The sequence below is a fragment of the Streptomyces sp. NPDC037013 genome (genome assembly GCF_055607265.1).
This window is the reverse complement of record NZ_JBVJRV010000006.1, coordinates 587,583-608,865: the sequence shown is the minus strand read 5'-3', so window position 1 is coordinate 608,865 and position 21,283 is coordinate 587,583. Positions and strand designations below refer to the sequence as shown.

General features: G+C 74.9%; 14 protein-coding genes. 5 read left to right on the top strand and 9 right to left on the bottom strand.

The window, feature by feature from the left end; translation table 11 throughout:
* Nucleotides 1-3 precede the first annotated feature (3 nt).
* From ACZ7DY_RS25015 to ACZ7DY_RS25005, 3 genes are read right to left on the bottom strand one after another with little or no spacing between them, the layout of a single operon-like run.
* Complete coding sequence (locus ACZ7DY_RS25015; RefSeq protein ID WP_471138568.1) at nucleotides 4-825, bottom strand: ABC transporter ATP-binding protein; 822 nt, start codon at nucleotides 823-825, stop codon at nucleotides 4-6.
* Nucleotides 822-1,940, bottom strand: coding sequence for a peptidoglycan-binding protein (locus tag ACZ7DY_RS25010; protein ID WP_471138566.1), 1,119 nt, complete (start codon nucleotides 1,938-1,940; stop codon nucleotides 822-824). The genes ACZ7DY_RS25015 and ACZ7DY_RS25010 overlap by 4 nt, the downstream gene beginning before the upstream one ends.
* Nucleotides 1,940-2,578 (bottom strand): lyase family protein, encoded by a 639-nt coding sequence (locus tag ACZ7DY_RS25005; RefSeq protein ID WP_471138564.1) that lies wholly within the window; start codon nucleotides 2,576-2,578, stop codon nucleotides 1,940-1,942. Before ACZ7DY_RS25005 ends, ACZ7DY_RS25010 begins: the two co-directional genes overlap by 1 nt.
* 169 nt (nucleotides 2,579-2,747) lie before the next feature.
* On the opposite strand from ACZ7DY_RS25005, the gene ACZ7DY_RS25000 reads away from it, so the two are divergent.
* Genes ACZ7DY_RS25000 through ACZ7DY_RS24990 form a run of 3 tightly spaced genes read left to right on the top strand, consistent with a single transcriptional unit; the run spans nucleotide 2,748 to nucleotide 5,559 of the window.
* Nucleotides 2,748-3,449, top strand: a complete 702-nt coding sequence (locus tag ACZ7DY_RS25000; protein WP_471138705.1) for a response regulator transcription factor — start codon at nucleotides 2,748-2,750, stop codon at nucleotides 3,447-3,449.
* Nucleotides 3,446-4,999 carry a sensor histidine kinase gene (locus tag ACZ7DY_RS24995; RefSeq protein ID WP_471138562.1) on the top strand — a complete coding sequence of 518 codons (1,554 nt, stop codon included), beginning with the start codon at nucleotides 3,446-3,448 and terminating at the stop codon, nucleotides 4,997-4,999. Before ACZ7DY_RS25000 ends, ACZ7DY_RS24995 begins: the two co-directional genes overlap by 4 nt.
* Nucleotides 4,993-5,559: a hypothetical protein gene (locus ACZ7DY_RS24990; RefSeq protein WP_471138561.1), complete on the top strand. Its 567-nt coding sequence runs from the start codon at nucleotides 4,993-4,995 to the stop codon at nucleotides 5,557-5,559. Before ACZ7DY_RS24995 ends, ACZ7DY_RS24990 begins: the two co-directional genes overlap by 7 nt.
* Nucleotides 5,560-5,596: 37 nt before the next feature.
* On the opposite strand, the gene ACZ7DY_RS24985 is transcribed toward ACZ7DY_RS24990, so the two are convergent.
* Nucleotides 5,597-6,766, bottom strand: a complete 1,170-nt coding sequence (locus ACZ7DY_RS24985; protein ID WP_471138559.1) for a DUF2786 domain-containing protein — start codon at nucleotides 6,764-6,766, stop codon at nucleotides 5,597-5,599.
* Between the two features lie 248 nt (nucleotides 6,767-7,014).
* Between ACZ7DY_RS24985 and ACZ7DY_RS24980 the strand changes: the two genes are divergently transcribed.
* Complete coding sequence (locus tag ACZ7DY_RS24980; RefSeq protein ID WP_471138558.1) at nucleotides 7,015-9,693, top strand: FtsX-like permease family protein; 2,679 nt, start codon at nucleotides 7,015-7,017, stop codon at nucleotides 9,691-9,693.
* Here the strand turns inward: ACZ7DY_RS24980 and ACZ7DY_RS24975 are convergent.
* A complete protein-coding gene (locus ACZ7DY_RS24975; protein WP_471138557.1) occupies nucleotides 9,668-10,510 on the bottom strand; it encodes a nitrilase-related carbon-nitrogen hydrolase in 843 nt (280 codons plus the stop codon). The genes ACZ7DY_RS24980 and ACZ7DY_RS24975 overlap by 26 nt on opposite strands.
* An 895-nt stretch (nucleotides 10,511-11,405) precedes the next feature.
* Here ACZ7DY_RS24975 and ACZ7DY_RS24970 point away from each other — a divergent pair.
* A complete protein-coding gene (locus ACZ7DY_RS24970) occupies nucleotides 11,406-13,190 on the top strand; it encodes a bifunctional 3'-5' exonuclease/DNA polymerase (protein ID WP_471138556.1) in 1,785 nt (594 codons plus the stop codon).
* A gap of 96 nt (nucleotides 13,191-13,286) precedes the next feature.
* On the opposite strand, the gene ACZ7DY_RS24965 is transcribed toward ACZ7DY_RS24970, so the two are convergent.
* The 4 genes from ACZ7DY_RS24965 to ACZ7DY_RS24950 all read right to left on the bottom strand — a co-directional run bounded on the left by ACZ7DY_RS24965 (nucleotide 13,287) and on the right by ACZ7DY_RS24950 (nucleotide 21,246).
* Nucleotides 13,287-17,009, bottom strand: coding sequence for an AfsR/SARP family transcriptional regulator (locus ACZ7DY_RS24965; RefSeq protein WP_471138555.1), 3,723 nt, complete (start codon nucleotides 17,007-17,009; stop codon nucleotides 13,287-13,289).
* Nucleotides 17,010-17,528: 519 nt separating this feature from the next.
* Nucleotides 17,529-19,691 (bottom strand): ATP-binding protein, encoded by a 2,163-nt coding sequence (locus ACZ7DY_RS24960; protein ID WP_471138553.1) that lies wholly within the window; start codon nucleotides 19,689-19,691, stop codon nucleotides 17,529-17,531.
* On the bottom strand, nucleotides 19,681-20,499 hold the full coding sequence (locus ACZ7DY_RS24955; RefSeq protein ID WP_471138551.1) for a response regulator: 819 nt from the start codon (nucleotides 20,497-20,499) through the stop codon (nucleotides 19,681-19,683). The genes ACZ7DY_RS24960 and ACZ7DY_RS24955 overlap by 11 nt, the downstream gene beginning before the upstream one ends.
* A gap of 147 nt (nucleotides 20,500-20,646) precedes the next feature.
* Nucleotides 20,647-21,246, bottom strand: a complete 600-nt coding sequence (locus tag ACZ7DY_RS24950; protein ID WP_471138550.1) for a hypothetical protein — start codon at nucleotides 21,244-21,246, stop codon at nucleotides 20,647-20,649.
* Nucleotides 21,247-21,283: the final 37 nt, after the last annotated feature.

Below are 21,283 nucleotides of genomic sequence, written 5' to 3'. Positions count from 1 at the left end.
CGTCTACTTCACCTGCCGTGTGGGAGCGGTACGGGTGTCCGGGGCGGCGGCCGTGCCTCCTGTCTCCGGAGCCGTACCGGTCTCCGGGACGATCGCGCCGTCCCGGAAGCGGACGCGGCGCGGGAGGGAGCCGGCGATGTCGTGGTCGTGGGTGATCACGCAGACCGTCGTGCCCGCCGCGTTCAGCTCGTGGAGCAGCTCCATGACGATCTCGCCGGATGCCGTGTCCAGGGCGCCCGTCGGCTCGTCCGCGAGGAGCAGGGACGGCTCGCCCACCAGCGCGCGGGCGATCGCCACGCGCTGTTTCTCGCCGCCGGAGAGTTCCCCTGGCCGGTGGTCCAGCCGGTGGCCGAGGCGGACGCGCTCCAGGGCGGCCCGGGCGCGGGCGCGGCGCTCCTTGCGGCCCACGCCCGCGTACAGCAGCCCGTCCGCGACGTTGTCGACCGCGTCGCGGCCCGCCGCGAGGTGGAAGTGCTGGAAGACGAAGCCGATGTGGCGGGCGCGGAGGGCGGAGAGCCGGGCGTCGCCGAGCGCGTTCACGTCGTGGCCCGCGACGCGGACCGTGCCCGAGGTCGGCCGGTCGAGCGTGCCGATGATGTTCAGGACCGTCGACTTCCCGGATCCCGAGGGGCCGACGATCGCGAGCAGTTCACCCGCACGCACGGTGAGACTCACCCCGCGCAGGGCGTGCACGTCCCCGGCGTACGTCTTGGTGACCTCCCGCAGTTCGACGACGGGGCTGGGGGGACCGGCGGAGTCAGAGGCAGAGACGGAGGCGGGGGCGGGCTCGGTGCCGGCGTTCGGGGTGGGCCGCGTCCCGGTCATGAGGTCGCCATCCCGACCCTCGTGCCCTCCCTGAGGCCCGGACCTTCGACCTCGATCCTGCCGTCGGCCGTCATGCCCGTCTCGACCCGGACCATGCGGGACGTGGTGCCGGACGAACTGTGGGACGTGGCGCCCCGGATGACCTGAAGGCCGTAGCCGCCGCCCTCGCCGCGCAGGGCGACCACCGCTTCGACGGGGACGGTGAGGACGTTTCTGCGGGCCTCGCTGACGAAACGTACGCTCGCCGTCGCCCGGGTGTCCTCACCCGCGGCCACCGACCAGCCGCCGTCCAGGGTGACTTCGACCGTGATCCCGTCCCCCGACCCGCCGGACCCGCTACCCGCGCCGCCGCCCCCGGACGCCTCCGCGTCCTGCGGCCGTACCGTGCCCGTGACCCGGCCCGGCTCCTTCTTGCCGCTGCCCAAGGTGACCTCGACCTTCGTGCCGCGTGCGGCGAGGGAGGCGTCGCTCTGGTCGAGTTCGGCGCGTACGACGGGTCTCGTCGAGGCGACCGTCAGGACCGGCCCGTCCGGGCCGACCGGGTCCGCGAGCGCCGCGTCCGCCGAGACGACCTTGACCCGGCCGGGCTGGAAGACCACGTCCCCCTTGCCGACCCGGCCGGTGGGCGTGCGGTTCAGGGTCCGCTGCCAGCGTCTGACCGCGGCCTCCGTCGCAGCGTCGAAGCGCGGATCGACGTACAGGCCCTCGCCGAAACCGAGCGCGACGAGGTTCCGCTCCAGCTGGAGCACGTCGCTGCCGCGCGACCCGGCCCGCATCTCACGGAAGGCGGGGACCTGGCCGTACAGCAGCGTCACCGGTTTGTCGTCCCGCTCGTAGAGGGCCTGTCCGCGGGCGACGGTGGCGCCCTCCCGCGCGGCGACCGTGACCGTCCCGCCGACCGCCGACTTCACCGCGCGGCGGTCGGCGAAGTCGACTTTCCCGTCGACCGTCCTGGACTCCACGAGGTCGGTGCGGGTGACGGTCGTGGTGGCGGGCGGCAGGCCGGCGGCGCGCCCGTCCCCGGCCCCCGTGCCGCTTCCCGTGACGACGAGCGTGCCGGCCCCGGCGGCCACGGCGGCCAGCACGCCCACCCCCACCACCCTGCGGCGCCGCATCACTGCATCCCGTCCAGGCCTTCGAGCAGCTTGTCCTTGCAGGCCTCGCGGGCCTCCTTGTACGCGGGTGAGCCGCGGTCCATCGTCGGGTCGGCGGGGTCGGTCTCGCCGCCGGGCAGGACGTTGCCGCCGGACATCGTCGGGTTGCCGAACTTCGATACGCCGTTCTCGCGCATGCACTTGGCGTGCGCGAGCATCGACTCGTAGTCCTGCTGGGCGTCGCGCTTCGGCTCCAGGTTCATCGCGGCCCTCAGTTCGGGCACGCAGACCCCGCCCTTGCCGCCCTTGTACTCCTCGCCGCCCCCTTCCGGGTCGACGAGCTCGTCGATCTTCGCCCAGTCGAGGTAGCCGCTCAGCCGGGGGTCGGGGAAGTCCTTGAGGCCGGCCTTGGCGCGCATGCACCGGACGTACGTCAACTGGGCGTCGTAGAAGGCGCTCTTGCCGCCGCCCCCGGCGGCCGGCTTCTCCGCGGGCGGCTTCTCCGCGGGCGGGGCTGCCGAGGCGACGCCGGCGTCCTCGGCCCCGCCCGCGCCCCCACCGCCTCCGCAGGCCGCCGTGAACGCCAGGACGGGGAGCGCGACGAAGACCGCGAGACGCCGCCGGACGGTGGTCGCGCCGGGTGTGATGTGGATGCTCATGGGCCCACCGTCGGGCCCGCACATGGTGGCCCGTCCATCACCGCATGATGAGAACGTAACAATGCGTGGCGCCCACCCGTTCATCACACTTAACGGCCCTGAACTGGGCAAACCCTCGCCCATAATCATCGCCATGCCCCCAGTACCGCCCGTGCCGCCCGCGTCCCCAATGCCGCCAGTCCCGAATGTGTTGCTGATCGAGGACGACGCGTCCGTGCGCGACGGAATGGAGCTCGTGCTGCGCCGCCACGGGTACGCCGTCGACACCGCCGCCACCGGCGAGGACGCCCTCGCCCTGCTCGCCGGGCCCGCGGGCCGCGGCATCCGGCTCGCCGTGCTCGACCTGATGCTGCCCGGCATGGACGGCTTCGAGGTCTGCCGCCGGATCCGCGCGAGCGGGTCGACGATCCCCGTCGTCATGCTCACCGCGCGCGGCGACGACGGCGACATCGTGCGGGGCCTGGAGGCGGGCGCCGACGACTACGTGGTGAAACCGGTGACCGCGCCCGTCCTCGAGGCGCGGATCCGGGCAGCGCTGCGGCGGGCCGAACCGGTGCGGCGGCGGCCGGGCGAGGACGCGTACGCCGGTCTCGTCATCGACCGCGCCGGGCTCACCGTCACCAAGCGCGGCACACCCGTCCCGCTGCCGCCGACCGAACTGCGCGTCCTGCTGGAGCTCTCCGCCTCGCCGGGGCAGGTCTTCAGCCGCGAGCAGTTGCTGCGGTCGGTGTGGGAGCACGACTTCCTCGGGGACTCGCGGCTCGTGGACGCGGCGGTCGGACGGCTGCGCGCCAAGATCGAGGACGTGCCCGCGAAGCCGGTGTTCGTGCAGACGGTACGGGGCTTCGGGTACCGGTTCGGTCCCGTATGAGACGGGCGGCGGGGTGGCGGGAGCGGCGGGCCTGTGACGGGGTGCGGCGGGCCGGGGATGACGGGGCGCGGCGGCCCTGGAAGGTGTGGGGCGGGCTGCGCGGCCGGCTGGTCGTCGCCTTCGTGCTCGTGGCGCTGGTCAGCGCGGTCACCGCCACCGGACTCGCCTACCGGGAGTCCCGCGACGCCGTCCTCGAACGCAAACAGGACGCGGTGCGCACCGACTTCAAGAACCGCGTCGACCAGGCCGCCGCCGACCTCGCCATGCCTCCCGACGAGGTCTCCCTGACGCGTTTCGCGGCCGGTGTCGCCGAGGGGCTCGGGGAGACCGTCGTGGTCGCCGAGTACCGCTCGCTGACGGCGTCGTCCGACGCGTCGGCCGACCGCACGCGGATCACCGCAGCGCTGCGCGACGCCGTGCGGACCCGGAACCGCATGAGCCTCCAGCGGGTCGACCGGCACGGCAGCCCCTATCTGGTGGTGGGCACGCCCGTCACCTTCGACTCCGGTGCCCCGTCCGGGCTCGACGTCTTCGCCGTCAGCTCGCTCCGCGCCGAGCAGGACGACACGGCGGGCATCCTCGACGCCGTACGGGACGGTCTGCTGCCCGTCCTGTTGCTCACCGTCGCCCTCGCGCTGCTCGCCGCCCGCACGGTGCTGCGCCCCGTACGCGAACTGGGGCACGCCACGCGCCGGCACGCCGCCGGGGAGCTCGCCACGCGGGTCGACGTACCGCGCGGCAGGGACGAACTCGCCGACCTGGCACGGGACTTCAACCGCACGGCCGAGGCGCTTGAGACGTCCGTCGCGGAACTGCGCGAACAGGAGTCGAAGGCACGGAGGTTCGTCGCCGATGTCTCGCACGAGCTGCGCACGCCGCTCGCCGCGATGACGATGGTCGCCACCGTCCTCGACGAGGACGCCGACAGGCTGCCGCCGGACGCGGCGCGGGCGGCCCGCACGGTCAGCGCCGAGACGGCACGGCTCACCCGGCTCGTCGACGACCTGATGGAGATGTCCCGCTTCGACTCCGGCGCGGCACGCCTCAACCTCGGCGCCGTCGACCTCGCCGACGCCATCCGGAACACGCTGGCACTGCGCGGCTGGACGTCCCGGGTACGGACCGAACTCCCCGACGGCATACGGGCCGTGGTCGACCCGCGCCGCCTCGACGTCGCCGTCGCCAACCTCGTCGGCAACGCGCTGCGGCACGGCGCCGAACCGGTCACCCTCACCCTGGGGGCGGCCGGCGACCTGGTGACGGTCGAGGTCGCCGACCGGGGCCCCGGCCTGGCTCCCGACGTCCTCCCCCACGTCTTCGACCGCTTCTACAAGGCGGACAGCGCGCGGACCCGGTCGGAGGGCAGCGGACTCGGCACGGCCATCGCGCTGGAGAACGCCCGGCTGCACGGCGGGACCGTCGAAGCGGCCAACAGGGCTGGAGGCGGGGCGGTGTTCACGCTCCGGCTGCCGTGGCGGCACCCGGAGACGGAGGAGCGGGCGGAGAGGTCCGGGAGGGCGGGGAGGGCGAAAGGGGTGGCCGAGTGCTGACTGTCGTAGGCAAGGGAGCGCGCTCGGAAGTACGTAAGGGAGCGCGCAAGAAGGTCGTTCTGCTGGCCGTCCTCATCGTGGCGGCGGCGCTGCTCCTCGGCGGCTGCGGGGTCCGGCCCACCGGCGTGGTCGACGCGGGCGAGGCGGCGGGCGGGCTGACCAAGGGGCTGCGGATCTACTTCGTCTCCGAGACCGGACGGCTCGAAGGGGTCTCCCGTCCCGACCGGCAGATCACCGAACCGGCGGCCGTCATCAAGCTGCTGATGGAAGGCCCCTCCAGTGCTGAGCGGCGGGCCGGGCTCTCCTCGCTGGTCGAGAGCGGACGGTTCGAGGTCACGGGCGAGGGCGACCGGCTCACGGTGGGCCTGCCCGATCTGGAGCTCGACCCGTCCTCCGTCCAGGACCGCAACTTCACCGGCCAGTTGGTCTGCAGCCTGGCCCGCGCCCGCGCCGTCCTCGACGAGCGCGGGCGGACGCGTCCGGACGACGTACGGGTGACGCTGGTGCCCCGGTCGGGCGGGGAGCTGGGACCCCACGTGTGCTCGGACTTCCTGAAGTGACCACGCCCCGGAAGTAGCCACACCCGGCCCCGGCTCGTCAAGGCAGCGCGGGCCCGCGCCCCCGGTGCGCGACGTCGGCCCGGTCCGCGGCGGCGGTGCCGTGCGCCCAGCCGTCGCCGTCGGTGATCCCGCGGACCCGCGTGGTGGTCGTCTCGGGGAACATCTTCTCGGCACGGTCGGTGACGGCCACCTCGCGGGCGGCGAGGACGGGCAGGAGCGCGGCCGTGTCCCGTGCCTGCTGTGCCGCTTCCGTCACCGCCTCCGTCACCGCGTGCTCGCCCGCGGCGGCCAGGCGCCCGCCGATGCGGTGCGCGTACGCCATAAGGAAGGCCTGCCGGAACGTCTTGGTGCGCTTGCGGCCCGCGGCGCGCTGCCCGGCCTCCGCCCTGGTCATCGCCGCGGTGCCCTGCACCAGGAGTGAGGTGTAGAGGAGTTCGACCGACTCCAGGTCGGATGCGAAGCCGACGACGGTCGAGAAGCCGTACGCCTCGTTCCACACCGCGCGGCAGTGGTTCGCGGTGGCGACGGCGTCGAGGAGGATCGCCTTCGCCGTCTCGTACGGGGCGTCCACGCCGACGCGGCACGCGCCGGGGGTGTCCTTCGCGTGCGTACGGGCGGCGAGCAGCGCCTCGTCGAGCGAGTGCCGGGCCATCAGCTCCTGTGCCTTGGCGGTGAGCGCCTCGGCCTCCTCCGGATAGCCGGTCGCCTCGGCCTTGGCGAGGAGCGCGCGGATACGGGTGAGGGCGCGGGGTTCGCCCTCGGACGGGCCGGGGACGGTCTCGCCCGGCGGCGGTCCGACCGGTTCGAGGGGCGGCAGGCGCAGGAGCAGGCGGTAGAGCTGGAGGTGGGTGGTGGCCCGGGTGAAGCGGTCCCGGTCACGCGTCCCGGACGCCTTCGCGGCGGGCGCGATGTCCGCGAGCTGGCCCGCCCAGCGGGGCGGCAGGTGGGCGTAGCGGCCGGTCTCGGCGCGGATGAGGTCGGCGGCGAGGTGGACGTGCGGATCGTCCAGGTCGCGGCGGACGAGGCGGATCACGTCGGCGGGCTGCCAGCCGTGCCGCCAGGCCCGGCCGAGGTACTCCTCGCCGCGACGGCGCAGCTCGTCGTCGGCGTCGGGCGCCGCGGCAAGGAGGGAGGCGCCGGTGTCAAGACCGTCGTCCCCGTCGCCGTACAGCGCCGCCGCGAACGCCCTGTCGATCACCGAATCCATGGGCCCAAGGGTATGAGGAGGTGGGGGGTGGCGAGCTGCGGGCCGGAGGGGGAGACCCGGGGGGGGCGGGCTTCGGGCCGGAGCCTCCGCGGCCTCCCGGGGGCCGGGGGGTATGGCTGGCCCTACCCCCGGACGCCCCCCAGTGGTCGTGTTCCGCACGGCGCACGGCGGTTGGCTGGGGACATGAGCGAAAGCGTCGTACGTCTTGGTGGTGCCCATCGGCACGCACAGGTGGAGGTGGCGGGACGGTGAAGCGGGTCCTCCTCTCCTCCCTGCGCCGGCGGTGGAGCAGTCTCCTCGGGGCCTTCGTGGCCGTTGCCCTCGGTGTCGGGCTCACCGCGGCCATGGGGCTTGGGCTCGCCGCGAGCCTCTCGGCGCCGGACCGGGCGCCCGTGCGGTTCGCCGGATCGCCCGTGGTCGTGATGGGGCAGGACCGGCTGACCGTGCGGGTCGAGCGGGGGCCGGGCACCGCGTACGTATCGAAGCCGCTCGCTCATCCACAGCCTGTGGACATCGAACTTCTGCGCGAGCTGCGGCGGCTCGGGCCCGTCCGGCTCGACGGGGCCGCCCGGGACGCCGTCGGCGTCGACGCACCCGCCCGGGCCGTGCGCGCACTCGTCGGCGGGCGGGCCCTCGTCCTCACCGGCGACGACCGCCGCCGCGCCGACCCCGGCACCGCGCGGGACGCCGAGGCGCTGGTCGCCGTCAACGCCTTCCTCGGGACGGCGGGCGGGGTCGCCGCCTTCGTGTCGGTGTTCGTCACCGCGTCGACGTTCGGCTTCGTCGTGGCGCTGCGGCGGCGGGAGTTCGGGCTGCTGCGGATGGCGGGGGCGACACCGGGGCAGGTGCGCAGACTGCTGCTGGGCGAGGCGCTCGCGGTGGGTGCAGCGGCGTCCGTCGCGGGGTGCGCGCTCGGGGCGTGGGGCGGCCCGCTGCTGGCCCGGGTGCTGGTCGGGGCCGAGGTGGCGCCGCCGTGGTTCACGGTGCCCGCGACGACGTCCTGGCTCTCCTGGCCCTTCCAACTCGCCTTCTGGACCGGCCTTTCGGTGGCCCTCGCCGGCGCCTGGGCCGCCGCGCGGCGCGCCGGGCGCATCGCCCCGGCCGAGGCGTTGCGCGACGCGTCCGTCGACAGCGGCCTGATGCCGTGGAGCCGACGGATCGCCGGGGCGGCCCTGCTCGCGTGCGCCGCCGGACTCCTCGGCCGGGCCCTGGTCATGGACCCGGCCGCCCTCCTCACGCGCAAGACGTACACGTCCCAGCCGATGATCCTCATCACCGCGGCCGCCGCACTCGCCCCCGTTCTCGTACGCCCCGTCGTCCGCGCCCTCCGGCTGCCCGGCGCCATCGCTCTCCTCGTCCGCGAGAACTCCGCCGCCGCCGTACGCCGCACCGCGGCCGTCGCCGCCCCCGTCCTCGTCACCGTCGCCCTCGGGGGCAGCCTGCTCGGCTCGGCGCAGACGGTGAGCGGCGCGAAGGCGGCACAGGCCAGACAGCAGACCGCCGCCGACCTCGTCGTGACGGGCGAGCACCTGCGCCCGGTGAGGACCCGGGACGTGCCGGGGGCGGCCGCGGTCTCCCCGTCCGCGTCGACCGCCGTGTTCGTACGGGAGGAGGGCAGCGCCCTCATCCGGTCCGACGCCCGCGCCGTCACCGACCCGGCGGCCCTGGCGGCGACCTCCCGACTGCCGGTGGTCGCGGGCGACCTGCGCGACCTGGACGACCGGTCGATCGTCGTCAACGAGGAGTGGGAGAACCACCGGGTCGGCGACCGCGTCGACGTCCGGCTCGGCGACGGTCACCCCGCCCGACTGCGGATCGCAGCGGTCCTCGCCCGCGGAACCGGCGACAACGGCGCCTACGTGACCACGGCAAACGCGCGGACCGCGAGGGTGGACCGCATCGACGTGCGCTTGGGGAGGGGCGGGGTTGGTGGTGGGGACGGGGCTGGTGGTGGTGGCGGTGCCGGTGCCCGTGCCGGTGGTGGTGGTGGTGCCGGCGTGGGTGGCGGTGCCGGGGCTGGTGCCCGTGCTGGTGCTGGTGCCGGCGTCGGTGGCGGTGCCGGGGCTGGTGCCCGTGCTGGTGCTGGTGCTGGTGGCGGTGCCCGTGTTGGTGCTGGCGTCGGTACTGGTGCCGGTGCCAGCGCCGGGGCCGATGCCAGCGCCGCGCGGGTCGCCCGGAGCGGCCTGAACCGGGACGGGGCCGGCGCCAGCGCCAGTGCCGGGGCCGATGCCGTGGACGCGCGGGCCGGCCGGAGCGGCCTGAACCGGGACGGGGCCGGCGCCAGTGCCAGCGCCAGTGCCGGGGCCGATGCCGTGGACGCGCGGGTCGCCCGGAGCAGCCTGAACCGGGACGGGGCCGGCGCCGGTGCCAGCGGCGATGCCGCCGTGAGTGCCCGTACCGAGGCCGATGCCGTCGCCACGCTGGCGGCCCGCAGCGGGGGCCAGGTCCGCACCGTCGACCAGTGGCTGGCCGCGACGCATCCGCGGACGCGGCCCCAGACACGGCTCGGCCTGCTGATGATCCTCGGCATCTCCCTCGCCTACACGGCCATCTCGCTCGCCGGCACCCTCCTCATGGCGACACCCGTACGCCACACGGAGCTGCGCTCGCTGCGCCTCGTCGGCGCCACCCGCGGCCAGGTGCGGCTGGTCGTCGCCGGGGAGGCGCTGGCGGCCGTCACGGTGGGCACGGTCCTCGGCCTCGCCGTCACCGCCGTCAACCTGGGCGCCCTGTCCGCCGCCCTGGCCCGCCTGTCGGTGCCGGCCGGTGTGACGGTGCCGTGGGACGTGCTCGGGGTGAGCGTGGGCGTGTGCGCGGTGGTGGCGGTGGCCGCCGCGGTAGCCGGGACCCGGGCCATCACGGGCAGCCTGCCCGCGGCCTCCCCGGCCCCCCGCCCCCGGTTCAGCTGTCGCCGCCCTCGTCGATGAGGCGGCGCACCTCGCGGTGGACCAGGCCGAGCCGTGCCTCGGCGACCAGCGGTACGGCGCGGCGCTGCCGACGGGCCTCGTGCACGTCGATGTCGACGGTCACCAGGCCCGGTTCCCACTTCGGGGCCTGCGCGACGACCGTGCCGCGCGGGTCGACGACGCGTGAACCGCCCCAGAACGAGGCGCCGTTCTCATTGCCGACCCGGTTCACGAAGACGACCCAGCACTGCAGCATGCGGGCGGTGTACGACAGGAGCGTGTCCCAGTACACGCCGGTGTCCATCGCCTCCGGATCCAGGCTCGCGGCGCTGTTCGTCGGCACGAGGATGACCTCGGCGCCGTCCTGCACGGCGAGCCACGGCAGCACCGGCTGCCACGCGTCGTTGCAGATGAGGGTGGCGGCACGGCCGTGCCCGCCGGGCAGGTCGTACGCGCGCAGGTGCTGGCCCGGACTGACGTGCTTGCGCTCCTCCCACGCCAGGTAATTGGGCAGGTACAGCTTCCGGTGGACGTGCAGCGGGCGGCCGCCGGTGAAGTACGCCGAGGTGTTGTACGCGCGCAGGGCGGTGTGCTCGTGGAGGCCGACCAGGACGTCCGGGCCGCCGGGTTCCGTCAGGGCGAGCAGGCGGGGGTCGTCCGTGGTGATCGACATGTCCTTCTTCAGGCCGCCCAGGTGGTAGCCGTGCAGGCTCAGCTCGGGAAAGACGACGAGATCGGCGCCCTGGGTCGCCGCCAGGGCGACCTGGTCCCGTGCGGTCTCCAGGTTCTGCCCGACCTCACCCAGGGCGCAGTCGGTCTGTGCCAGCGCCACTCGCATGCAGCGAGCCTCGCAGCGCCCCGCCACCCCCGCACGCCGGGTACACCCGTCAGGTGCGGGCCCTCCTCTCCCTAGCCCCAGCCCCGCCGCTCCGCGGCGGATCCCTCCCACCCACCCACCCGTTTACCCCGCGCCGCAGGGCGGGAGTAGGGGCAGCGGCTTCGCTCCGCGACGCCGGGCGGGGGGCGGGGGTGGGAGACCGACACGGAGGCGGGCTTTGCCCCGCGATGCGGGTCGGGACTCGGGACGGGGGTGGGCCTTGCACCGCGACGCAAGGTGGGACTCGGGAGGGAGCGGGCGTGCAGGCGCGAGGAGTGGTCTGGGGGCGGGGCGTGCACTCGATGCGGGAGGTTCGGGGGTTGGGCGTGCGCCAGCGCCGAGCGGTCAGGGGCGAGGGCCCGCGACGGGGGTCGGGGCCCCGGGAGCTACGGCGCTGCGCGCGGCGGGAGCGAGTGCCTTTTCTCCCCGGCCCCATGACCGGAGTACAGGACAGGCACCTACTTGCACCGCAAGGCCAGTGCAAGGGCCAGGCCGGAGGGACCGGCCGCGGCTACCCCGGACGGGACCTGCCCCCTGCCGGCCGGCAGCCGCACGCGAGACGGGAGGGGACGTGGGGGTATGTGCGCACGGAGCACCGAGCACACTATGCCGTCTTTGTTCGTGCAGCGCGGCGCAGGGATAGCGAGTACGCACATACCCCCGCGGCCCCGCACCCACAGACGATCCCCAGGCGCTTACCCCCACCGGGCTGCACACGCCCCCCACGCCCCCCACGCCCCGCGCCCACAACCGGACCCGGGGCGCAGACCTCAGCCCAAGCCGACCCGCCCCCGCCCCCGCCCAAGGCGCCCCGCCAGCCCCCGTCGATGTCAGACCCCGGTGTCAGACTCGGCCCATGGAGAGTGAGCGGTGGGCCATCGCGGCCACGGAGGGAGGCGGTGCCGAGCTTGTGGCGCTCGGAGGCGACGGGCTGCCCGTCGGACCCGTCATCCGCGAGCCCGACCTCGCCGAGGCCGTCCGGAAGCGCCCCGAGGTGACCCGGTGGGTCTGGCGGTCGACCGCCGGGATCTACCCCCGCCTCCTCGCCGCCCACGTCCGCGTCGACCGCTGCTACGACATCGAGGCCGCCGAGCTCCTCCTCCTCGGCCACGAGGGCCGCCTCGGCGAGCCCCGTTCCGCGGCCGCCGCCCTGGCCCGCCTCCGCCACACCCCCGTACCCCCCGATCCCCCGCCCCGCGCCGCCGAGCCCGGCACTCAGGACTCCCTCTTCGAGCCGCGCCCCGGCGGCATCGACGTCTCCCTCGCCGACCTCGTGGCGGTCCACGCCGAGCAGCAGCGAAGACACGACGCGACGGACCGCCCCGGCCGCATGCGCCTGCTCACCGCCTCCGAGTCGGCGGGCATGCTCGTGGCCGCCGAGATGAACGTCGCGGGCCTGCCCTGGCGCGCCGACGTCCACCGCGCGCTCCTGACCGACCTGCTCGGCGAGCGGTACGCGGGCCGTGGCGAGCCGCGCCGCCTCGCGGAGCTCGCCGACGACGTGTCGGCCGCGTTCGGCCGCCGTGTCCGCCCCGACCTGGCCGCCGACGTCGTGAAGGCCTTCGCACAGGCCGGCATCAAGGTGAGGTCGACGCGGCGGTGGGAGATCGAGGGGATCGACCACCCCGCGGTGAAACCCCTCCTGGAGTACAAGAAGCTGTACCGGATCTGGACGGCCCACGGCTGGAGCTGGCTCCAGGACTGGGTGCACGACGGCCGTTTCCGCCCCGAGTACACGCCGGGCGGTTCGGTCAGCGGCCGCTGGACGACGAACGGCGGCGGGGCGCTCCAGATCCCCAAGATCATCCGCAGGGCCGTGGTCGCCGACCCGGGCTGGCGGCTCGTCGTGGCCGACGCCGACCAGATGGAGCCGAGGGTCCTCGCCGCGATCTCCCGCGACCGGGGCCTGATGGAGGTGGCCGGCAGCGAGGGGGACCTGTACACCCGGCTGTCCGACCGCGCGTTCGCGGGCGACCGCGAGCACGCGAAGCTCGCGCTGCTCGGCGCCGTGTACGGGCAGACGTCGGGCGACGGCCTGAAGAACCTGGCCGCGCTGCGCCGCCGCTTCCCGCTCGCCGTCGCGTACGTCGACGACGCGGCGAAGGCGGGCGAGGAGGGACGGCTCGTACGGACCTGGCTGGGCCGCACGAGTCCGCCGGCGGTGGGTGCGGAGGACGACGACGAGGCGGGCATTCCGCAGGAGGCCCCCGCGGAGCGCACCGCCCCGTCCTTCGCCGGGACGCGTGCCACTCCGCGTGACACGACGGGTGCCGCACCGGACGGTGGCGGAGCCGAACCGGCGGCCGCCGGGGCGGAGTTCACGCCGGGTTACGCCTCGTCGGACGCCCGCGCGCGCGGCCGGTTCACGCGCAACTTCGTGGTGCAGGGCAGTGCCGCGGACTGGGCGCTGCTGATGCTGGCCGCGCTGCGGAGGACGATCGCGGAGCGCGGGCTGCGCGCCGAGCTCGTCTTCTTCCAGCACGACGAGGTGATCGTGCACTGTCCCGCGGACGAGGCGGAGGCGGTGGCGCGCGCCATCGGCGAGGCGGGGAACCTCGCGGGGAGGATCGCCTTCGGGGAGACACCGGTCCGGTTCCCGTTCACGACGTCCGTGGTGGAGTGCTACGCGGACGCGAAGTAGCCGCAGCCGTAGCCACACCGCACCCGCACCCGCACCCGCACCCGTAAACACCCCCGCACCGGAGCGAACCCCGCACCCGAGCCCGGGTCACCGCGTCTACCCCCGCCCGTCCAGCAACACCCGCAGCTCGCCCACCACTTTGCTGTCCGTGCCCTCGAGCGCGTCGAGCGCGGCACGCCACTGTTCGCGTGCCTCGTCCTCGCGTCCCGCCGCCCGGAGCAGCAGGCCGTGCTGGTGGCGGCCCAGTCCCGTCATGTGGGTGTCGCCGCGCCGTTCGGCGCGGTCGAGGAGCACGGCGCACTCCCGCGCCGCGTCCCCGTCGCGGGAGAGTCCGTGCAGCGCGCGGACCAGGCCGAGCCGGGCCTGGGACGCGCCGTGCCAGTCCTGGTACTCGCCATGGAGCCGCAGGCTCTCCTCGAAGTGGGCGAGCGCGGCGGCCGGTTCGCCGAGGGTGAGGTGGGCGTAGCCGATGTTGCAGTGGGCGGACTGGCGGACGACGGCGTGCCCGATGGCCTCACCGATAGCGAGGCTGCGTTCGTGGTGGGTGATGGCGGCGCGGGCGTCGGTGTGCTCGTACAGGTTGCCGAGATGGCTGAGCGTGATGGCCTCGCCGATCGGGTCGGCGAGTTCGTCGGCGAGCGCCAGGCTCTGGTGGAGCGCCTCGGCGGACTCGGCGTGGCGGCCGAGTCCTTCGAGGAGGAGGCCGCGGTTGTTGAGGCCACGGCGTACGCAGGACACGATGCCGAGTTCACGCCAGAGGGTGAGCGCCTCGTCGTTCAACGCGAGGGCCTCGCCGCCCCGGCCGGACATGAAGCGCAGCCCGGCGAGGTCGGTGAGGGCCTGGGCCTCGGCGCCGCGGTCGCCCTCGCGGCGGGCGGCGGCCAGGGCGAGCGTGCCGAGGGTGTCCAGTTCGGTGAGGCGACCGCGGCGTTGCAGGTACGGGAAGAGGCAGCGGACCAGGACGGGGAGGAGACCGTCGGGGGCCTCGTGGCGTTCGGTGAGGGCAAGGATGTTGGCGAGCTCGGTGTCACCCCACGCGAAGGCGGCCTCGACGGACAGAGGCACGCCGTCGCCACCGGCGTCGGACCGGTGAGGGGAGCCGGGCTGGTCGGCGGAGCTGGACCGGTCGGGCGAGTCGGGACGGTCGGGCGAGCCAGGCCGGTCGGGGGAACCGGGCACGCCGTCGCCACCCGCGTCGGGCCGGAGAGGGAAACCAGGCAGGGAGCGCGAACCGAGCCGGTCCGAGGAGCCGGGCCGGTCGGGCGAACCGAGCCGGTCGAGGGAGCTGGGCCGGTGGGGCGAGCCGGGCACGCCAGGCCGGGCGGACGACCCGGGCAGACCTGCCGGGCTCGGCGGGCCGGGTGGGCCTGAGGGGCCGAGCGGGCCCGATGGGCTGACCGGGACGGATGAGTCGACCGGGGCGGGCCGGTCGAGGTGGGGTGTGACGCCGCGTAGGCGGTCCGTTCGGTCCAGGCCTTCCGGCATGATCGCCAGGAGGGTGCGGCGGGCGGACTCCGCGTACCAGTGGAAGGCCTCCTCCACGACCCCGCCGGCAACGGCCTCGGACGGTGCCGCCCCGGAGGAGGGGAGCCCGAGGGCCGCCGTCTCCCGCGCGAAGTCCCGTACGAGATCGTGCGGGGTGTACCGGCCGTAGGACGTCTCGTCGAGGAGCGCGACGTCGACGAGCCGGTCGAGGGCCGCCCCGGCGCGCAGCTCACCCGTGCCCAACAGGCGGGCCAGCAACGGCACTCCGTACGTCGGCAAGTCGAGCGCGCCGATCCGGGCGAGCGCCAGGGCGGCGTCCCGGTCGGCCTCGCGGTCCGAGGTGCGCAGGGCGTCGAGGGCGACGGCGAGGGAACGGCGCACGCTCAGGTCGTCGTACTCCAGGTGGTGCAGACGGCCGCCGCTGACGGTGAGGAGTTCGGCGAGGGCGTCCGGGGTGAGGGCGCGCCGGGCGGCGAGGCGGGCGGCGACGATGCGCAGGGCGAGCGGGAGACGGCCCGCGAGTTCGACGAGAGGGTGCCCGGCATCGAGTCCGGCACGGCCCGAGACGGCGCGCAGGAGCGCCGCGCTCTCCCCGTCGGAGAGGGGTTCGAGGGGGAAGCGCGCGGCGCCGTCGAGCGCGGTCAGCGGCGAACGGCTGGTGACGATGACCGCGCAGCCGGGCCCCGCGGGCAGCAGGGGCCGTACCTGCGCGGCCGTCGCGGCATCGTCCAGGACCATGAGCGTGCGGGTGGGCGCGAGCACCGAGCGGAGCAACGCCCCGGCCGCGTCGGGGTCTTCGGCCCCGCCCGGGGCGCGGCACGGTTCGGCGCCGAGGTCGCGGAGGAGCGCGGCGAGTGCCCGGCCGGGGGTGAGCGGGTCCATGCCGGGCGTCGCGCCGCGCAGGTTGACGTAGAGCTGGCCGTCGGGGAACTCCTCGCGCAGCGCGTGCGCCACGTGCACGGCGAGCGCACTCTTGCCCACGCCCGCCATGCCGGAGACGACCGCGAGGCGCGGGCCCTCGGCGAGGGCGAGCCGGAGGGCCGAGACGGTGTCGGCGCGCCCGGTGAAGTGGGCGGGGGCGGGCGGGAGTTGGGCGATGCCTCTTCTGTTTCCGGTGCTCGCAGCGCCGTGCCGCGGCCTTTCCGCGCCCTTAGAACACCCAGGACTCCCACCACTCCCGCCACTCGCGGTACTCCCGGCACCCGCGGCACTCCCAGCACCCGCGGAATCCCCGGAAGTCCCGGGGGCCTCGGAAGCCCCGAAGGCCCCGGAGTCCGCGGAAGCCCCGGAGTCCTCGGAGGCCCCGAAAGATCCGTAATCCCCGGAGTCGCCGGAAGCCCTAGAGGCCCTGGAATCCCCGGAGCCGTCGGAAGCCCCAGAAGCCCTGAAATCCCCGGAGTCCCCGGAGTCCCCGGAAGCCCCAGAAGCCTCGGAGGCCCCGAAAGACCCGTAATCCCCGGAGTCACCGGAAGCCCCAGAAGCCCTGGAACCCCCGGAGCCCTCGGAAGTCCCGGAACCCCTGGACGCCCCAGGCCGCCCCGCTCCCCCACCCCGCTCCTCCGACGGCTCCGCGTCGGCGGCCGGCCCCCGCAGCACCTCCTGGTGCGCGTCCCGTACCGCGCGGCCCGGCTCCACGCCCAGCTCCTCGATGAGCCTGCGGCGGAGTTCACGGTGGGCGGCGAGGGCCTCGGCCTGGCGGCCCGTGCGGTGCAGGACCAGCATCAGCTGGCGGTGGAACGCCTCGCGGAGGGGGTGTTGCGCGACCAGGGAGGCAAGTTCGGGGGCGAGCGCGGCGAGACCGGTGCCGAGTTCCAGAGCGGCGTCGTACCGCCATTCAAGGGCAAGGAGGCGTGCCTCTTCCAGGCGCGGTACGAGAGGGTGGTCGGCCAGGGAGCCGGGGAGGCCGCCCAACGGCGTGCCCCGCCACAGCGCGAGCGCCTCGGCGGCGTGGTCGGCCACCCGCTCCCAGTCGCGGTCGGCGTGGGCGATCCGCGCCCGTGCCACGTGGCGTTCGAAGACCCGTACGTCCAACTCGCCCTCATCGACCCGCAGTCGGTAGCCGGGCGGCACGGCGCGCAGCCGCAGCGGATCGTCGAGGAGACGCCTCAGCCGCGTCACGTGGTTCTGGAGGGAGGCCTGCGCGGAGGGCGGCGGGCGGTCGTCCCACAGCGCGTCCTTGAGGGCGACGGTGGACACGACCCTGTCGGCTTCCAGGAGGAGCGCGGCCAGCAGGGCGCGCACCTTGGCCCCGCGCACGGGGTGGGGCTCGCCCTCGGCGTCGTACACGGCGGGAGCCCCGAGCAGGCCGAAGCGCAGCCCGCATAGCTCACTCACGCGCGTCTCCCCGTGCCCCCGTGCCGTACCGCCCTGTCGCGTCCGTGCGTTCCGGCCGACCGTGCCGTACCGGAGGACCGTTGGCCACATGTTAGCGATCTGTTGGCGGCCCCTGATCTGATCACTACATCGGACCTGGCCCGCCGGTACTCGCGCACAGCGCGTAGCTCGGGGGAGTGTCGCCGCCGCGGCCGGGTCCGGGGGCAGAGAGAGCCCCGGTCGGCGGAGGTGACCGACCGGGGCTTTCGTCCTGCCGGACGGCGCGCCCGCCTCGGCGGTCACCCCCACACCCGCCCCGGCCTTGCCTCAAGACCCCCGCCGACGCCGGCCTCCGGGCTCCCGGCCCTCCACACCCGCTCCACGCGGGCCCCACCGACTCTCTACGCGGGCGCCTCCGAGTCTCCACGCGGTCGTCGGTACATCTCCACTTCCCGCGGGGCCCCGGGCCCGGAAAGTCCCGCAGGCCCTGGGCTCAGGCACTCGGTCAGGCGCCGTCCGCGGCCTCGGCAGGTTCCGCCGTCACGCCATCGGCAGCCGCACCGTGAACAGCGAGCCCTTCCCCGGCGCGCTCTCCGCCGTCACCGTGCCGTCGTGCGCCTCCACCAGTTTCCGCACGATCGACAGGCCAAGGCCGCTGCCGCCCGTCGCGCGGGTCCGCGACTTGTCCGCGCGCCAGAAGCGGTCGAAGACGTGCGGCAGGTCGGCCGGCGCGATGCCGGAGCCGGTGTCGGCGACCTCGATCAGTACCGCGTCGGCCGTGGTGCGGCAGGTGACGCGGACGCTGCCGCCCTCGGGGGTGTGCCGGACGGCGTTGGAGACGAGGTTGCCGACGGCCTGGCGCAGCCGCAGCGGGTCGGCCCGCACGACGGGATCGCCGAACGCGGTGGCCCTGAGCTTCACCCCGGCCGCGTCCGCGCGGGCCAGGTGCGCCGCGGCCACCTGCTCGCCGATCTCGGCGGCGCGCACCGGCTCGCGGTGCAGACGGAGCGTACCGGCGTCGGCGGCCGCCAGGTCCTGGAGGTCGTCGACGATGTGCTGGAGCAGCAGGGCCTCTTCGAGGAGCGAGGTGACCAGCTCAGGATCGGTGTCGACGACACCGTCCTCGGCCGCCTCCAGCCAGCCGCGGATGTTGGACAACGGCGTGCGCAGCTCGTGGGCCACATCGCTCACCATGGCCTTGCGCTGTTCCTCCAGGGTCTTGCGGTGGGCGGCCATGTCGTTGAAGGCGGCGGCGAGTTGGCTGATCTCGCCCGCCGAGCGGGTCGCCCGCGCGGGCACCGGTTCGCCCGTCTCGCCCGTCTTCATGCGCCGGGTGGCCGTGGTCAGCGCGCGCAGCGGCCGGGTGAGCCGGGTCGCGGCGAGCGCGGTGACCGCGACCGTGACGGCGAGCACGGCTGCCGCGAGCCCGGCCAGGCGGGTGGTGTTGGCGCGGGAGAGGCTGAACCCCGGTGTGCTGCGGGTGCCGTCGGAGCTGGTGATGAAGAGCAGCGCGGGTGAGGAGACGTAGGGGCCGAGCTGTTCGCGGCGCGCGGTGTCCACACAGGAGGCGACGGCCGCGGCGGTCGCGGTGGTGGAGGCGGGGTCGGGGCCGGCGTCAGGACCGGTCCCGCCGGCGGGGTCGGGGCCGGTGGCGCTCCCGGCGTCCCCAGGGGATCCGGGGTTTTCGGGGTTTCCGGCGTCACCACGGGATCCGGGTGTCCGGGACGGCGTCGCGCGGTCGGCCTCGGGCTCCACCGGCGGGTACGTCGGGACGGCGGCGCCGACCGGCCGCGTCCCGGCCCGTCCCGTGAGGTCGAGGCCGACCGGGACGGGGTCGAGCCCGTGCCGCCTCAGGCAGGCGTCGGAGAGGGAGTTGAGCTTCTTGAGGGCCTTCAGCTCGGTCACGGTGGGCATTTCCAGCGTCCACGTGCGGCAACTGGACTGCAGCAGGTCCACCGGGTCGTGGTCGACCTGGACGGTGGGGCGCCCGCCCGGGCCGACGACGACCTGAGGCGTCAGCCCCAGACCGGCCAGGCAGGCCGCCTTCCGCTCGGCGGCCTTCTTGAGCTGGGCGCGTTCCGTCTTGGTGAGCCGGTAGGGGCCTACGGCGCGGGGGTCGATGCGGTCGGCGGCGGTGCTGTTGGTGGGAGGGGCGTCGGTGGAAGGGGCGCCGGTGGAGGGGGTGCCGGTGTCGCCGGAGCTGCGGCTGTCTCTGTTGGTGCTTCTGCTCGTGGTTCCGCTTGTGCTTGTGCGGCCACCCTTCGCGGCCGTCTCCTCGCCCGTCTCGTCCGTCTTCGCGTTCGGGTCGTAGTCCGTGGTACGGCCCGGCGCGAGGGCCGAGTCGATGGCGAGGGGGTCCAGGACGGCGGAGGCGGTCGGGGGGAGGGAGGTGCGTCTGGCCGAGTCGGCGATGACCTTGCGGTCCTGCGTGGTGAGGGCGATGCGGCGCCCGGTGCTCCGGGAGAGTTCGCGGACGGCCGCGTCGGCGCCCCGCCACTCCGGCGCGCTCGCGCCGAGGCCGAGGAGCTTGTCGTAGATGCGGGCGTCGTCGGCGAGTACCTGCCCCTGCTCCTGCCGCAACGCGCCCGACGTCGTCTGTGCCGCGAGCCACGCCGTGGCGGCGATGGAGCCGATGGAGACGAGGACGGAGACGGCGAGGAGCCGGGCCAGCAGACTCTTGCGGAGCGGGATGTCACGCGCCACGCCGCGCCGCCGCCCCGACCCCGCCCACGACCGCCCCGGCCCCAGCCCCTTCTGCCCCTGCCCCTGCCCCTGCCCCTGCCCCTGCCCCTGCCCCTGCCCCTGCCAGCTTGTATCCGACCCCGAAGACCGTGACGAGCCGGTCCGGATGGCGCGGGTCGGTCTCGATCTTCTTGCGGAGGTTGAGGATGTGCACGTCGACCGTGCGCGCGGATATGTAACCGGACGAACCGTGGATACGGTCGAGGAGCTGAGGGCGCGTGAAGACGCGGTCCGGCTCCTCCGCGAGCGCGGTCAGCAGGTCGAACTCGCCCGGCGTGCACTCGACGTGGCGCCCGTCGACGGTCACCTCGTGCCGCACGGGGTCGACGACGAGCCCCGCGACGCGCAGGATCCGCCCGTCGGCGTCGGGCAGCGGCGCGTGGACGCCGCCCGCGCGGCGCAGCAGGGTCCGCACCCTGGCCATCAGCTCGCGCGGGCTGTACGGCTTGGTGAGGTAGTCGTCGGCGCCGAGGTCGAGCCCTCTGAGCAGGTCGTCCTCGGTGGAGCGGGCGGTCAGCATCAGGATGGGCAGCCTCGTCAGCTCGGGCCGTCCGGCCGCGCCCCGCAGGAGCCGGGTGACCTCAAGGCCGTCGGCGCCGGGCATCATCACGTCGAGGATCAGCAGGTCCGGAGGCTGCCGCCGCACTTCGGCGAGGGCGGCGGACCCGTCGTGGACGACGGAGACCAGGTGGCCCTCGCGTTCCAGATAGCGGCGGACCAGCTCGGCCTGTTTCTCGTCGTCCTCCGCGATCAGGACAGATGCGCACATGGCGTCGAGGATAGGCACGCGCCGCCTGTTGCAGGAGAGGCAAACGGGTTCCGTACGCAGGCCTGACAGGATCCTCATAAGTGCCTGTCACCCTGACTCTGCCCTGGACCCGCCCCGGCCCGTCCCCCGTCGGCCGCCGGGCGGGGCCTAGGCGTGGCTCCCCGCGTGCCCCTCGCCGAGGCCGGCCCGGCGCCCCGGGGACGGGTCCCCGTTCGTCCAGGCGTAGACGGTGTCGCCGTCGACGGCGACCCGGTACGCCGAGAAGTCACCGCACTCCATCCGCGACCGCGAGCGGGACGGCGTACGGTCCGGCCACCAGGACGCGTCCAGCTCCGGCGCCCCGACCCGAACGCCGACGCCGCCGTCGCCACAGCCCGCACTCACCCCCGACCGCACACCCCCGACCACACCGTCCCGCCCCCCGCCACCGCTCCCGCTACCGCTCCCACCCTTGAGCGTGTACCGGATCAGCTTCGCGTCGCCGGTGGTCTTCACCTTCACCCGGACCTTCACGGCGTCCCTCGGAATCCACTCCGGCAGCACGAAGGCCAGGTCACCCTTGGTGGGCGCGTCCGCCGCCGTCGCGAAGGACTTCGTCTTCTCCTTGAAGACGTGCTCGCTGACGGCGTCCGGCATCAGCGCGCTGTCCTTGAGGGCGGGCGCCGCGACGGCGACGGTGCCGGCGGCGGCCAGACACCCGAGGACGGTGACGGCCACGACGCCGGACTTCTTCTTGTTCCAGGGCATGTCACCAGTCTTCGGGCCCGGCCCCCGGATTCCGTAC

Excerpts from the sequence above, each read along its gene's own strand:
- ACZ7DY_RS24975 (WP_471138557.1), bottom strand. The coding sequence starts at position 10,510 with ATGCGAGTGGCGCTGGCACAGACCGACTGCGCCCTGGGTGAGGTCGGG.
- ACZ7DY_RS24955 (WP_471138551.1), bottom strand. The coding sequence starts at position 20,499 with ATGTGCGCATCTGTCCTGATCGCGGAGGACGACGAGAAACAGGCCGAG.
- ACZ7DY_RS24985 (WP_471138559.1), bottom strand. The coding sequence starts at position 6,766 with ATGGATTCGGTGATCGACAGGGCGTTCGCGGCGGCGCTGTACGGCGAC.
- ACZ7DY_RS25000 (WP_471138705.1), top strand. The coding sequence starts at position 2,748 with ATGCCGCCAGTCCCGAATGTGTTGCTGATCGAGGACGACGCGTCCGTG.
- ACZ7DY_RS24970 (WP_471138556.1), top strand. The coding sequence starts at position 11,406 with ATGGAGAGTGAGCGGTGGGCCATCGCGGCCACGGAGGGAGGCGGTGCC.
- ACZ7DY_RS25005 (WP_471138564.1), bottom strand. The coding sequence starts at position 2,578 with ATGAGCATCCACATCACACCCGGCGCGACCACCGTCCGGCGGCGTCTC.
- ACZ7DY_RS24995 (WP_471138562.1), top strand. The coding sequence starts at position 3,446 with ATGAGACGGGCGGCGGGGTGGCGGGAGCGGCGGGCCTGTGACGGGGTG.
- ACZ7DY_RS25010 (WP_471138566.1), bottom strand. The coding sequence starts at position 1,940 with ATGCGGCGCCGCAGGGTGGTGGGGGTGGGCGTGCTGGCCGCCGTGGCC.
- ACZ7DY_RS25015 (WP_471138568.1), bottom strand. The coding sequence starts at position 825 with ATGACCGGGACGCGGCCCACCCCGAACGCCGGCACCGAGCCCGCCCCC.
- ACZ7DY_RS24950 (WP_471138550.1), bottom strand. The coding sequence starts at position 21,246 with ATGCCCTGGAACAAGAAGAAGTCCGGCGTCGTGGCCGTCACCGTCCTC.